10 protein-coding genes are annotated in these 12,878 nt (G+C 67.0%); 6 read left to right on the top strand and 4 right to left on the bottom strand.

Translation table 11 applies throughout. From position 1 onward, the window contains the following. Window positions 1-10 precede the first annotated feature (10 nt). From VEA80_RS15500 to VEA80_RS15485, 4 genes are all read right to left on the bottom strand, one after another. Window positions 11-1,045 carry a preprotein translocase subunit SecD gene (locus VEA80_RS15500; RefSeq protein WP_325061672.1) on the bottom strand — a complete coding sequence of 345 codons (1,035 nt, stop codon included), beginning with the start codon at window positions 1,043-1,045 and terminating at the stop codon, window positions 11-13. Window positions 1,046-1,130: 85 nt separating this feature from the next. Beyond that, window positions 1,131-4,190 (bottom strand): FG-GAP-like repeat-containing protein, encoded by a 3,060-nt coding sequence (locus VEA80_RS15495; RefSeq protein ID WP_325061671.1) that lies wholly within the window; start codon window positions 4,188-4,190, stop codon window positions 1,131-1,133. Window positions 4,191-4,264: 74 nt separating this feature from the next. After that, a complete protein-coding gene (locus tag VEA80_RS15490; protein WP_325061670.1) occupies window positions 4,265-5,659 on the bottom strand; it encodes an ATP-binding protein in 1,395 nt (464 codons plus the stop codon). Further along, complete coding sequence (locus tag VEA80_RS15485) at window positions 5,656-6,378, bottom strand: response regulator (RefSeq protein ID WP_325061669.1); 723 nt, start codon at window positions 6,376-6,378, stop codon at window positions 5,656-5,658. The genes VEA80_RS15490 and VEA80_RS15485 overlap by 4 nt, the downstream gene beginning before the upstream one ends. Window positions 6,379-6,551: 173 nt before the next feature. Between VEA80_RS15485 and VEA80_RS15480 the strand changes: the two genes are divergently transcribed. From VEA80_RS15480 to VEA80_RS15455, 6 genes are all read left to right on the top strand, one after another. Continuing rightward, window positions 6,552-7,040: a hypothetical protein gene (locus tag VEA80_RS15480; protein ID WP_325061668.1), complete on the top strand. Its 489-nt coding sequence runs from the start codon at window positions 6,552-6,554 to the stop codon at window positions 7,038-7,040. A gap of 303 nt (window positions 7,041-7,343) precedes the next feature. After that, the gene (locus VEA80_RS15475; RefSeq protein ID WP_325061667.1) at window positions 7,344-7,958 is read left to right on the top strand and encodes a hypothetical protein; all 615 of its coding nucleotides are present in this window, start codon (window positions 7,344-7,346) and stop codon (window positions 7,956-7,958) included. 110 nt (window positions 7,959-8,068) lie between these two features. Next, on the top strand, window positions 8,069-9,616 hold the full coding sequence (locus tag VEA80_RS15470; RefSeq protein ID WP_325061666.1) for an efflux RND transporter periplasmic adaptor subunit: 1,548 nt from the start codon (window positions 8,069-8,071) through the stop codon (window positions 9,614-9,616). Then, on the top strand, window positions 9,613-10,329 hold the full coding sequence (locus VEA80_RS15465) for an ABC transporter ATP-binding protein (RefSeq protein ID WP_349257270.1): 717 nt from the start codon (window positions 9,613-9,615) through the stop codon (window positions 10,327-10,329). The genes VEA80_RS15470 and VEA80_RS15465 overlap by 4 nt, the downstream gene beginning before the upstream one ends. Next, a complete protein-coding gene (locus VEA80_RS15460) occupies window positions 10,313-11,551 on the top strand; it encodes an ABC transporter permease (RefSeq protein WP_325061664.1) in 1,239 nt (412 codons plus the stop codon). Before VEA80_RS15465 ends, VEA80_RS15460 begins: the two co-directional genes overlap by 17 nt. A 13-nt stretch (window positions 11,552-11,564) precedes the next feature. Continuing rightward, window positions 11,565-12,869 carry a TolC family outer membrane protein gene (locus tag VEA80_RS15455; protein WP_325061663.1) on the top strand — a complete coding sequence of 435 codons (1,305 nt, stop codon included), beginning with the start codon at window positions 11,565-11,567 and terminating at the stop codon, window positions 12,867-12,869. Window positions 12,870-12,878: the final 9 nt, after the last annotated feature.

The raw sequence follows: 12,878 nt of genomic DNA, 5'->3' as shown, positions 1-12,878 counted from the left end.
CGGCTGCGCCTCACGGCTGCTGTTCCGCGCTCTCTTCGATCAGCTTCATCGGCGCGGCCAAAGCGCCGGCGCGCAACAGGATGGCGAGCGTTGTGGCGCTTTCAGCCGTGAAGTTGCCCGAGATTTGTCCGGAGCCGCCGCAAATGGCCTCATTGATGCGCGGCGCGGTCAGCACTTGTCCGTCGAGCAGGATAGCGAAGCGCTCGCCGGTGTGGTCGCGCGTGATGCGGCAGAAGCGGCGCGCGCCTTCGCTGTTCAGCTGGAAGGAGAGGACGAACTCACCCGTCTGCGGATCGGTGCTGGGATGGGCGCGCGCCAGCTCGTCGCCGGTGAGCCGCACGCGCCGCTCGACCACTTCGGCATTGTCGCCGGCGATCGGGTGCGGCGGAGCGAGGATGGTGTTGATCGGCAACGCGCCGGCGGACATGTCCTTCGGCGCGACCTCGCGCACGAGGTGAAAGGTGAGCAGCCCGGTTTCGCCGACCAATGTGCGCAGTCGGTTCATGTCGTCGACAGCGGATGCGTTCACGCGGATATGATTGCGTTCGGTGACCTCTACCGATACTCGGTCGCCGAACGAAGCTAGGCGCCGGCGCACAATCTCGGCGTTCTGACTTGCAGCTTCGCCGGCGAGCGCTTCGAGCTGCTGGTCGTTGACGCGCGCCTCGAGGACGCCGGGCGCGGGGGATGCGATGTCGAGACCCAGGGCGCCGTTCTCGGCGCCGTAGCGACCTGCGGCGCTCAGCGCGCGTTGGGTGTCGTTGCTGTCCGCCAGTTCGAGACGCACCGCGCCTTCAGCGATCGAGGCGGACTCGATCGGAATAGCCGGGCTGACGACGCGCATCACGGTGGCGAGCCGCTCCCGCGCCGCTTCGAGGCGCTCGCTCCGAATGGCCTCGCGATCGATCTCGAACACCAACTGCGTGCGCAACCGATGTTGCGCGGCGGCCGCCGTGAACTGGCTCGAGACGCTCGGCCATACGATGAAGGCCGCGCCGGCTAGGCCGAGCAACAGCGTCATGGCCGCGATCGCAAGCAGTCTCATACGGGCCTCCTGCCGGATCATAGCGGAAGCAGGACTGCACTCAAACACCGGGCAGGATCAGCTCTGCCGGACCGTGCGGCGAATTCTAAATCCAGCCCCACTCGTCGCCGAGCGTCGCCAGTGCGCCGGCGGATTGGATCGCGTTGCCGTTCAGCAGCCAGACGAACACTGTGCCGGTGTCGTTGTTCTGCCAGGCGATGTCGTCGCGGCCGTCGCCGTTATAATCGCCCACGGTCTGCAGCGTCCATTCGGCGGGATCGATGCTGGCGAGGACGCCGGCGCTGGTCAGCACGCCGTTCTCCATCTGCCAGCTGACGATCAGCCCATCGTCGCGCTGCCAGATCAAATCCGAGAAGCCGTCGCCGTTGATGTCGGCGACCGCGCCAAGGCTCCACTCCGTGCCGGCGAAGGCCGAGGTCGGCGCCGCGCCGGCGATGCTCATGCCGTCCATATTCCAGATGAAAGAGAGCCCGTCGTCGCGCCGCCACAAAAGATCTTCGCGGCCGTCGCTGTTGAAGTCGCCGACGCCGTCGAGGCTCCACTCCGGCCCGAGCGCCGTCAATGCGCCGCCGCTGGCGATGGCGGTCCCGTCCATCTGCCACATGACGACGGTGCCGTCGTCATGGCGCCAGATGAGATCGTCCTTCCAGTCGCCGTTGAAGTCGCCGGCGGCGAGATAGCTCCATTCGGCGCCGAGCGTCAGGATATCGCCTTCGGCCTCGATCGCGGCGCCGTTCATTTGCCAGCTGAACACGCGTCCGTCGGCGTCCTGCAGCAGGATGTCGTCGCGCCAGTCGCCGTTGAAGTCCGCCGTGTCGAGCACGGTGGAGCCGGCGGGCAAAACCGCCAAGCCTGCGGCCGCCGTGATGCTCATCCCGCTGACGTTCCAGCTCACCAGGAAGCCGTCGTCGCGCACGAACAGCATGTCCGAGGTGCTGTCGCCCGAGAACGTCCGTTGCGGCGCGCGGAAATAAACGTCGCGATCGGTGAAGGAGAGCGCTTCGATGCTGGTGAGCGTGTCGAAGCCGAGGGCGCTCCAAACGTCCCACGTGCCGTCTGCGTTGCGTTCCCAACCGGCGCTGCTGGACTCGATGTCGAACCGCGCAGTATCGAACCCGGCGCCGCCGTCGATGATGTCGTCGCTTTCGCGACCTTCAAGATTATCGTCGCCATCTGCGCCGACCAGCGTGTTGGCGTAGCCGTTCCCTCGCAGCGTATCGGCATGCTGCGAACCGACGATCGCTTCGATCTCGACAATCATATCACCAGCGGCGTCGCCAGTGTTCGCGGCGGAGTTGATAAGGTCGACCACGACGCCGGATGCGGCGTCTTCGTAGCTCGCGGTATCCGTATCGCCGTAGCCGCCGTTGATATCGTCTGCGCCGGCTCCTCCGATCAGATAGTCGTTCCCATTTTGCCCGACGAGATCATCGTTCCCATCGCCCCCGATCAGCACATCATTGCCGTAATAGCCGCCATCCAGCCGATCGTCGCCGGCGCGGCCCTCAAGGTGATCGTCGCCCAACAGGCCCGAAGTCAGAATGTTGTTCTGCGTGTTCCCCCGCAGCGTGACGCCACCCTCGCCGCTCGTGACATTTTCGATAGAGACGTAGGTGTCGCCGACGGCTTCGCCGGCGTTGGCGCCAGGGTTCTCCAAATCCACCGTTATCGGGCCGGCGTAGAAAACCGTATCCGATCCATCCCCGCCGTCGAACTGATCGGCGCCGGCGTATCCGTAAAAGCCGTCATTGCCGCCGCCGCCGAAGAGTTGATCGTCGCCGCCCAACCCATAGAGGGTGTCGTTGCCGCTTCCGGTCGTAAGGATGATTTTTTCGAAGTCTGTTGAAACGGGCCGACTGACAACGTTAGTGGTAAGCGATGAGAAATCGATGATGGCGATGTCGAAGCCATCGCCGCCATACACCTGAACGCCTCCACCGCCGATCGCTGACGCCGACATGCTGAATGTGTCGTCGCCATGCGTAAGCCTGAGAGTGCCTAAGGTCTCGACGTTTCGAACCGTGACGGTGCCGAAGGTTACGCCGGCCTCGGTCGCCATGGCGGCCGTGGAGAAGTTGACGCCGTTCAGCCCACGCTCAAACATCGACAAGAATTGTAAATGGTCAGTACCCTCGCCGCCGTCGATGATGTCGCCGCCGGCGGCGGTGATGACGGCAGGCCAGGACTCGAAGGAATCGTCGCCGGCGCCGCCGTACAGAGTGTTGCCGCCATCGAAACCGGTCAGGTCGTCGTTGCCGCCGCCGCCTGACAGCGTATAGCCGCCGTTGCCAACCAGGGTGTCGTTTGCCGAGCCTGCCGTGATTTGCAGCCTCGGTCCGTAAACTTTGAGCTGGTAGCCGCCAGCGTTTACCTGATGGGTTGACATGAACACAGCGGTGTTCGTCGAAGAGAGATCGAGCACCACCGTATCGGCCGTTGTGCCGTGGACTTCGAGGCGAATATTGAGCGCGCCGACAAAATTCACGGTTTGCGCGCCGGTTCCCAAAAGGATCGAGAACGTCTCCATGTTCTGGAACGTCGTGCCGTTCGCCAGTGTAACCGGCGACGCGGATCCCCAGTTGCTGATGTCGTACGCGCCCGGATCTGCGAAGTAGACGCTTAACCGATCAAAGCCGGCGCCGCCGTCGATGATATCCTGGCCCCGGGAGGCTATGGAGTCATCTCCATCGCCGCCGTTCAGCGTGTTCGCGCCATCGCCGCCGTTAATGGTGTCGTTGCCGGCGCCGCCTTCGATGATGTCATCGCCGCCATAACCGTCGAGTCCGTCATTGAGGGCGCTGCCGTTGAAGGTGTCATTTCCCTGAAAAAGGATGCTGTAAAACGTGTAGGCGTCCTTGCCCGCGGCGTTGCGAAACGCCGCGACAGAGATTGAGAGGCCGGTGATGTTGACGATGTTGACGCCGCCAGCGACGAACGAAATGCCGGTGATCGTGCCGCTATTTGGCAAATTGCCGCTGTAGCTGCCGAAGCCGGTCCCGGTGAAGAACCAACGCTCGTCGAACGCTGCGTAGTAGGATTGGAATTGCGTGGAGGAGTAACCCGGCTGCCCAACCGAGGAGGCCATCACGCCGGCGCCGAGAGGGTCGCCCGAATTAGCTCCGCCAAAATGTGTAATGGTCGCCATCTATCGCCCCCAAAGGCGCGCCGTTTCGAAGGATGTTACGGGCGTACCGTTAGGGCGTCTAGGGCGCTCCAAGCTCAGCCGGGCAGAACCAGCTTGGCGCTGAAGCCTCGGGGAGTGCGGTTTGCAAGCTCGAGGCGGCCGGCGTGGGCTTCGGCGATGGCTTGGGCGATGGCGAGGCCAAGGCCGGCGCCGTTCGCGCTGGAGCTGCGGGCTTCGTCGGCGCGGAAGAACGGGGCGGTGAGTTTGGCGAGCTGGTCTTGCGGCACGCCGGGGCCTTCGTCGTTCACTTCGACCACGGCTTCGCCGCCTTGGCGATAAGCGCGCATGACGCCGCCGCCGGCGTACTTCGCCGCGTTCTCTGCGAGATTGCGCAACGCGCGGGCGATTTCGCTCGGGCGGCATTCGGCGATCACCGGCTCGTTCGCTTCGGCGCGTACGTTAACGCCCATGTCCTGCAGCTCGCCGCAGAGCGTGCGGGCGATTTCGGCGAGGTCGACCTTGCTGCGCGCTTCTTCGCTGGCGCCGGCGCGGGCGAGGGCGAGCGCCTGTTCGGTCAGCTGCTCCATCTCTTCAACCGAAGCGAGCAGGCGCTGGCGCGTCGCTTCATCGTCGACCAGTTCGGCGCGCAGGCGGATCGCGGTGATCGGCGTGCGCAGATCGTGGCTGAGCGCCCACAGCATTTGCCGCTGACGGCTGAGCTGTCGGCCGAGCCGTTCGGCCATGGCGTTGAAGGCGGTCGAGGCGCGGCGCACGTCTTCGGGGCCGCTCACGGGGGCGGCGACGTTGGCTTGTCCGGCGCCGAGCGCGCGCGCGGCGTTGGCGAGGTCCGCAAGGGGCCGGCCGATCTGACGCGAGACCAAGGCGGCGCCGATGCCGACAATGATCACCGAAGCGAGCGCCGCAGCGAGCACGCCGAGCGGCGCAGGGCGCGGGCCGGGCAAGCGGGCGCGGGCGTTGAGCCAGGCGCCTTCCTCGAGCCGGACCGAGACGATGACTTCGGTTGCGCGCACGATCGGGCCTTCTTCCGGGTCGATGCGGCGAAGATGGCGCGGGCCCTCGCCCTCGAACTCGCGCGTGCGCCGCCGCCAGCGGCGCGAGGGTCCTTCGACCGTGCGCGATTGTGCGCGCACGTCGGCGTTGGCGAAGCGCTCGGCGATGCCGCGGGCGATGCGCCCGCCGGGCCCGCCGGACGGGGCGTGCTCCACTTGGGGTGCTTCGCTGACATTGTAGCGCAAGCTGAAGTCGCGGATCGCTTCGGCGACGAAGGGGCGCCTGTCGGCGGGAAGCTCGCGCAGCCGCTCGGCGGTGAAGGCGACGCGCTCGATGACGCTGCTCTCCGCCGCGCGCCGGAGCGCCGCGCCGCGTTCGTTGGCGTAGATGGCGAAGGCGATCGCGTAGGAAATGATCACGGCTAGCACGGTGACGAGCACCATGCGGCCGGTCAGCGTGTTGAACGGATTGAGCTTCACGCCTTTTCGACCGGCGCTGTGAAGACGTAGCCGCCGCCCCAGACGGTCTTGATCAGCTTCGGCGAGCGGGCGTCGGCTTCGATCTTGCGGCGGAGGCGCGAGACTTGGGTGTCGACGGCGCGGTCGAACACGTCGGTCCCGCGGTCGAAGGCGAGATCGAGCAATTGCTCGCGCGAGAGCACGATCTTGGGCCGCTGCAGGAAAGTGAGCAGCAGGCGATATTCACCGGTGCTCAGTTCTTCGACCTTGCCCTCGTCGTCGACCAGTTCGCGCTCGGCGAGCTTCAGCCTCCAGCGGTCGAACGCCAGCACCTCGCCGGTCGGCGCTTCGACGTTGGGCGGCAGCGCGTGGGTGCGGCGCAGCACGGCGTCGATGCGGGCCAAGAGCTCGCGCGGGTTGAACGGCTTCACCACGTAATCGTCGGCGCCAACTTCGAGGCCGATGATGCGGTCGAGCTCCTCGGCGCGGGCCGAGAGCAGGATGACAGGGATGTGGTTGGTCTCGCGGATGTGACGGCAGAGCGAAAGGCCGTCCTCGCCCGGCATCATGATGTCGAGGATGACGAGGTCGATCCGGTTTTCCTTGATCGCCTTGCGGGCGGCTTCGGCGCTGTCGACGGCGCTGGCGCGGCGGCCGTTCTTCTTCAGGAACTGGGCCAGGGATTCGCGGATTTCGCGGTGGTCGTCCACGACCAGAATGTGCGGGTCCTCCAGCGTCATGGGGCTTAAGTGCGCTTGGGCTCGCGAAAAATCTACTAAGCACGCGTGCCGAACTTGTGCCAAAGCTTGGCGCCGCCGGAGAGGCGACACACTTAGGCAAGAATGCGGGCGTCTTGCCTTGAGGCCGCCCAGATCGGCGCCCCTCTAGGGGTTGAGATGTGAGGGATGACTCGATGCGCTTCAGATTTGCTGTCGGACTGGTTTGCGCCGCTTTGACGTTGGGCGCCTGCGCCAGCGGCGGGGCCAGCGGGTCGCGCTCCGACGAACCGATCCGGGCGCTGATGTCCGCCGACGCGCTGATGTTCGTGAGCTTCGACACCAATGCCGACCTGATCACCAGCGCGGCTGAGATCGACGCAGGCCGCGAACGCGAATTCACGCGCGCTGACGCCAACAGCGACGGCTCGCTGTCGCCGATCGAGTTTCAGAACTGGGGCAATCTGGTGCTGGGCGGCGGCCAACTCGGGCCTTATCGGCTCGATTTCGACCGCAACGTCGACAACACCATCACGCGCGAGGAATTCGACACCGAGATCCGCGGTCGCGTAGTCGATTACGACCAGGACGAGAACGGCGACTTGGCGCGCTCCGAGTTCGTGCGTCTGGTCGGCCAGGCCCGGCCGCCGCGGCGGCGCATCACGCCGACCATGCCGCCGAACTGATCGGCGCCGACAAAGTCTGGCGCCAGTCCGGGGTGCGATGAAAAACGACGGACAAAGGTCGGTCGTAGCGTTCAACCCATCGGACGGCGCATTCCCCCTCCCCATGGCGCCGTACGAGGCTCCTCGCGCATCTCCCTCGCCGAGGAGCCGGAGATGAATGGCGGCCGGCGCTTCTCCCCCAGCGCCGGCCGCTTTTTTTGCGGGACCCCGACAAACTTTGTCGCAAGCGCGACCAACGGGCGCAAAAGCACGCTTGTAGAAGCGCAGCATGGCCGGAGCGTTGGGCGGCCGATGGAGAGCAAAATGCGGAGAATCTTGGCGGCCGCGGCGGGACTCGCGGCGCTGGCCGGCGCAGCAGGGATCGCGATGGCGCAAACCGAACCGGCGCAGGCGCCGGAACGCGGCGTGTCGCGATTGTGGCAGGGCGATTCAAACAATGACGGCGTGCTGACGCGCCAGGAATTCGACGCCGCGCGCGCGGCGCACTTCGGCGTGCTGGATCAGGACAATAACGGCCAGGTCTCGCGTGCGGAGTTTCGCGAGCTGCGCGGCGAGCGTCATGAGCGCCGGGGACGCCGCGGCCATCGCGGCGGCATGCGGCATCTCGCGGGCGCCGATGCGAACGAGGACGGCGCCGTCACCCGCGAGGAATTCCTGGCGCGGCCGATCGCGCATTTCGAACGCCTCGACGCCAACGATGACGGCGTGATCTCCGCTAATGAACGGCCGCAGCGGCGCGAGCGCGGCGAACGCCATGGCCGCCGCAGCTTCGATTCGAACAACGACCGCCAGATTTCGCGCGGCGAGTTCGCGTCGATGGGCGAGCGCATGTTCGAGCGGCTCGACGCCAACGATGACGGTCGCGTGACGCGCGAAGAGGCCGAGGCCGCGCGCCATCATCGGCGCGGGCGTCACTGACACGGGGGGCGCGGTCGGGTGGCGGGCAATCCTCCGGTCGCGCCTTTGCTCTGTCGCAACGGGGGAAGGGACTTGCCGCCGCCGCGCCGGCGGCCAAGTGAGGATGGGAAATGCTCGCCGCACTGAAACAGAAAGTCGCTGAGATCTGGTCCAAACGCCCCGGCGTGCTGCGGGGGCGCAACCTCTATCTCGTCGGCGGCGGCCTCGCCGTGGTGCTGGCGATCTGGATGATCTTCGGCGGCGGCGACGACGAGGAGCCCTATCGCACCGCGCAGGTCGATCGCGGCGCCATCACGCGCGTCGTGAGCGCGACCGGCACGCTGCAGCCGTTGGTGTCGGCCAATGTCGGCTCGACGGTGTCGGGCCCGGTGCAGAGCGTTTCGGTGGATTTCAACAGCCAGGTGCGCGCCGGCCAGGAATTGGCGCGGCTCGATCCGACGCCGTTCCAGCAACGCATCGTCCAGGCGCAAGCGCAATTGGCGCAGGCGCAAGCGCAGGCCGCGGTCGCGAACTCCGATTACCAGCGTTACGTGCTGCTGCAGCAGCGTGGCTTCGCTTCCGAGCAATTGATGGCGCAGCAGCGCGCGGCGCGCGATACGGCGCGCGCGGCGGTGGCGCAAGCGGCGGCGCAAGTCGCGACCGCGCGCACGGATTTGGAGCGCAGCGTGATCCGCTCGCCGATTGATGGCGTTGTCGTCGATCGGCAAGTGAACGTGGGCCAGCCGGTGGCGTCGAGCCTGCAGGCGGCGACTTTGTTCGTGATCGCGCAGGATCTGTCGCGGCTGCAGGCGAACATCACCGTCGATGAGGCCGATATCGGCGAAGTCAACGAAGGCATGGCGGTGCGCTTTACCGTCGATGCGTTTCCGGACCGCGAGTTCGAAGGCCGCGTCAGCCAGGTGCGCCAGCAGGGCGTCGCCGAAAGCGGCGTTGTCAGTTACACGGTTGTGGTCGAAGCGGACAATCCCGGCCGTCAGCTGCTGCCCGGCATGACGGCGAACGCCGAGATCGTGCTGGAGCAGCGCGAGAACGTGCTGCGCGTGCCGAACACGGCGCTGCGCTTCCGCCCGGCGGATGAAGAGCTGGTCGCGCGCGGGCAAGAGCTGATGCAGGGCGAAGGCGGACGCCGTCGCGGCGGCGCCGGCGAGGCGCAAGCGCAGACGCGCGGCGAAGGCGGCGGTCAACGCGGCGGCCGAGGCGGGCGCGGCGTCGGCCAGTTGGCCGAGGCGCTCGAACTCACCGAAGCGCAGCAGGCGCGGGCGCGCGAGCTGTTCGAACAGGCGGCGGCGTCGATGCCGCGCGGCGAAGGCCGTGGCAATCGCCGAGCGGCGATGCGGCAGGTGCGCGAGCAGGTGATCCGGGAGCTGGAGCCGAGCTTCACGCCGCGCCAGCGCGAATTGCTTGCGGCGATGCGCGCCGGCAATGGGCTGCGTCAGGAGATCCGTCAGCAGGCGATCGTCTGGGTGTTGCGCAACAACCGGCCGGAGCCAGTGCTGGTGGAGATCGGCGTCGCCGACAATTCACATACTCTGGTGCATGGCGGGCTCGAGGAAGGCGATGAGGTGATCATCGGCGGCGGCCCGCAACGCGAAGAGGAGCAGCGCGGCATGGGCGGACGCGGCGGCCCGGGCGGCGGCGTGCGTATCCGGGGCGCATGATGGATACGCTGATCCAAGCGCGTAACCTGCTGAAGCTCTATCGCATGGGCGAAGAGACCGTGCATGCGCTCGACGGCGTGAGCTTCGAGATCGGGCGCGGCGAGTATTGCGCCATCGTCGGGCCATCGGGCTCCGGCAAGTCGACGATGATGAACATTATCGGCGGCCTCGACACGCCGACGGACGGCAAGATCGTCATCGACGGGGCCGATATCGGCGAGATGAGTGACGAAGACCTCGCGCTCTTCCGCAACCGCACCATCGGCTTCGTGTTCCAGAGCTTCAATCTGCTGCCGCGGATGACGGCGCTCGAGAATGTCGAGCTGCCGATGATCTATGGCGGCGTGCCGCCGAAGGAGCGGCATGAGCGCGCGGCGGCGCTGTTGCATCGCGTTGGCCTCGGCGAGCGGATGGGACACAGGCCGACCCAGCTTTCCGGCGGCCAGCAGCAGCGTGTGGCGATCGCCCGCGCGCTCGCGGGCAAGCCGCCGCTCTTGCTCGGCGATGAACCGACCGGCGCGCTCGACAGCCACACCGGAGTCGAGATCATGCGACTGTTCGAAGAGCTGAACAGCGAAGGCGTGACGATCGTGCTGGTGACGCACGACCACGACGTGGCCGCCGCCACGCGGCGCACGATCGAGATGCGCGATGGGCGCATCGTCGCTGACAACACACAACAGCGGAGCGCGCGCCATGATGCGCACGTCTGACCTGATCGCAAGCGCGGCGCGGGCGCTTCGGTCCAATCCGATGCGCTCGGCGCTGACGGCGCTTGGCGTCATCATCGGCGTCGCCTCGGTGGTGGCGATGGTGGCGCTGGGCTCGGGCGCGCAGGCGCAGGTGGAGCGCTCGATCGCCTCGCTCGGCTCGAATCTGTTGATCGTCGTGCCCGGCGCGCAGCGCGGCGGCGGCGGCGTCCGCGGGCAGGCAGGCGCCGGCGGCGGCTGGGACGCGCTGACGATGGACGACGCCGAGGCGATCGCGGCGCAGGTGGAGGGCGTGGCCGTTGTCGCGCCTTCGCAACGCGCGCGCACGCAGGTGATCGCCAACGGCCTCAACTGGAATCCGGAAGTAAACGGCGTGACGCCGGCCTTCCTACTGGCGCGCGATTGGGAGATCGCGCAAGGGCGCATGTTCGACGAAACCGAGGAGCGGCAGGCGCGGCGCGTCGTCGTGCTCGGCCAGACGGTGGCGACGGAGCTCTTCCCGAACGTTGATCCGATCGGCCAGAGCGTGCGCATGTCCGGCGGGACGTACGAGGTGATCGGAGTGCTGGAAGCCAAGGGCCAGACCGGCTTTCAGGATCAGGACGATGTCGTTCTCGCGCCGCTGACGACGGTGAAGCGCCGCATCGCCGGCCGGCGCGGGCGCGGCAACAGCGTCAGCCAGATTTCGGTGAAGGCGCAATCGGAGGACCTGCTCACCAGCGTTCAAGAGGACGTCGAGACACTTTTGCGACAGCGCCACCGCACGCGAGAGGGCGAAGACGACTTCATGGTGCAGAATTTGAGTTCGATCAGCGAGGCGATGGCGCAAACCACAGGCGTATTCACTGCGCTTTTGGCGGGAATTGGCGGGGTGTCGCTGCTGGTCGGTGGTATAGGCATCATGAACATCATGCTGGTGAGCGTAACTGAACGGACGCGTGAGATCGGTTTGCGGAAGGCCTTGGGCGCGCGGCGGTCAGATATTCTTCATCAGTTCGGCTTGGAGGCGGTGACGCTTTCCGTTGCGGGTGGGATCATTGGCCTCATTATCGGCGTCGGCGGCGCGTGGTTAATGACGAGTTTGTTTAACCTGCCGCTCGTACTATCGCCGCTGCATGCGGCGCTGGCGATCGGCTTCTCGGGCGCTGTCGGCGTCCTGTTCGGCGCTTACCCCGCGTGGCGCGCGGCGCAGCTCGATCCGATCGAAGCGCTCAGGCGGGAATGAGGAAGAAGTTCTCATGCGTTTGGTGATTGCATCTCTGGCCGCCTTGATCGCGGCGACCGCGCCAGCATCGGCCGAGACGCTGGCGGAGTCGATGGTGTCGGCGGTGGAGTCGAACCCGACCTTGGCGGCGCAGCGTCAGCGCTTGAACGCGACGCGCGAAGCGCTGCCGCAGGCCTGGGCCGCGGCGCTGCCGCAAGTTTCGCTTTCGGCCGGCGCCACGGCAGGCGATCGCGATTCCGACAATCCGGCGCTGGAGGAAGACCGCGACGAGACCTGGACCGCGAACGCCAATGTCTCGCAGCTCCTGTTCGGCTCCGGCCGCGTGATCGCTTCCACGCGCGCGGCGCGGGCGCAGATCGCCGGCGCGGTCGCGGATTATGAATTAGCGCAGCAGACGCTGCTGCTCGATGTGACGCGCGCTTATGCGGACGTACGCCAAGCGCAAGCCGTGGTCGCTGCGCGCGAGCAGACCGTGTCCAACCTTTCGCGCCTGCTCGAATATGCGCAGGCGCAGTTCGATGCGGGCGTCGTCACGCGGACCGACGTGGCGCAGGCGCAAGCGCGCTACGCGCAGGCCCGCACACAACTCGTGCAGGCGCAAGGCACGATGGCCGCCGCGGTGCAGGCCTATCAGCGCCTGGTCGGGCGCCCTCCGTCAGGGTTGACGGCGCCGACCCCAGCGACAGGGCTGCCGTCGGATTTGCCAACGGCGCTCGATCTTTCCGTCGACAACAGCCCGGTGCTGATCGGCGCGCAGGCGGATACGCGGCTGGCCGACGCTAATGTCGATGTCGCGGCGGCGCAGGGGCGCGTGAACGTGACGCTCGAAGGCGGCTTCGGCACGGGCGGCGACTTCAACGACGATGCGCTCGAAAGCACCAGCGACAGTGTCGGCGTGCGCGTTTCGGTGCCGCTGTTCGAGGGCGGCGCGATCCGCTCGCGCACCCGCGCGCAGCGGGCGCTGCGTTCTGCCGCCAACCTCGATTTGGCCTCGGCGCAGCGCAACGTGCAGGAGGCCGTCACCAACGCCTGGACGGGCCTTGCCAGCGCGCGCGCGGCGGTGGAGTCTGCGCGCGAGCAGGTGGCGGCGGCCGAACTTGCTTATGAAGGCGTGACGCTGGAGCAGGAGACGGGTCTACGTTCGACGGTCGAGGTGCTCGACCAGGAAGCCGATCTGCTGACGGCGCGCATCGCGCTGGCGCAAGCCGAACGCGATCTCGTCGTGGCCGAGCGGCAGCTGCTGGCGGCGGTGGGCATCTTGAGCGTTCAGGCCGGCGGCGGCGGCGTGATCGAGGACGACGACCTGCGCGGGCGCTGAGGCGCGCGG

Origin of the sequence: Vitreimonas sp. (assembly GCF_035627415.1) — a bacterium.
GTDB lineage: Bacteria > Pseudomonadota > Alphaproteobacteria > Caulobacterales > Aquidulcibacteraceae > Vitreimonas.
Note: the sequence above shows the minus strand (reverse complement) of the source record. Positions and strands in the feature narration are given on the sequence as shown.

Bases quoted from the DNA above. Each gene is read 5' to 3' on its own strand.
- VEA80_RS15500 (WP_325061672.1), bottom strand. From the start codon at position 1,045: ATGAGACTGCTTGCGATCGCGGCCATGACGCTGTTGCTCGGCCTAGCC.
- VEA80_RS15495 (WP_325061671.1), bottom strand. From the start codon at position 4,190: ATGGCGACCATTACACATTTTGGCGGAGCTAATTCGGGCGACCCTCTC.
- VEA80_RS15485 (WP_325061669.1), bottom strand. From the start codon at position 6,378: ATGACGCTGGAGGACCCGCACATTCTGGTCGTGGACGACCACCGCGAA.
- VEA80_RS15480 (WP_325061668.1), top strand. From the start codon at position 6,552: ATGCGCTTCAGATTTGCTGTCGGACTGGTTTGCGCCGCTTTGACGTTG.
- VEA80_RS15475 (WP_325061667.1), top strand. From the start codon at position 7,344: ATGCGGAGAATCTTGGCGGCCGCGGCGGGACTCGCGGCGCTGGCCGGC.
- VEA80_RS15470 (WP_325061666.1), top strand. From the start codon at position 8,069: ATGCTCGCCGCACTGAAACAGAAAGTCGCTGAGATCTGGTCCAAACGC.
- VEA80_RS15465 (WP_349257270.1), top strand. From the start codon at position 9,613: ATGATGGATACGCTGATCCAAGCGCGTAACCTGCTGAAGCTCTATCGC.
- VEA80_RS15460 (WP_325061664.1), top strand. From the start codon at position 10,313: ATGATGCGCACGTCTGACCTGATCGCAAGCGCGGCGCGGGCGCTTCGG.
- VEA80_RS15455 (WP_325061663.1), top strand. From the start codon at position 11,565: ATGCGTTTGGTGATTGCATCTCTGGCCGCCTTGATCGCGGCGACCGCG.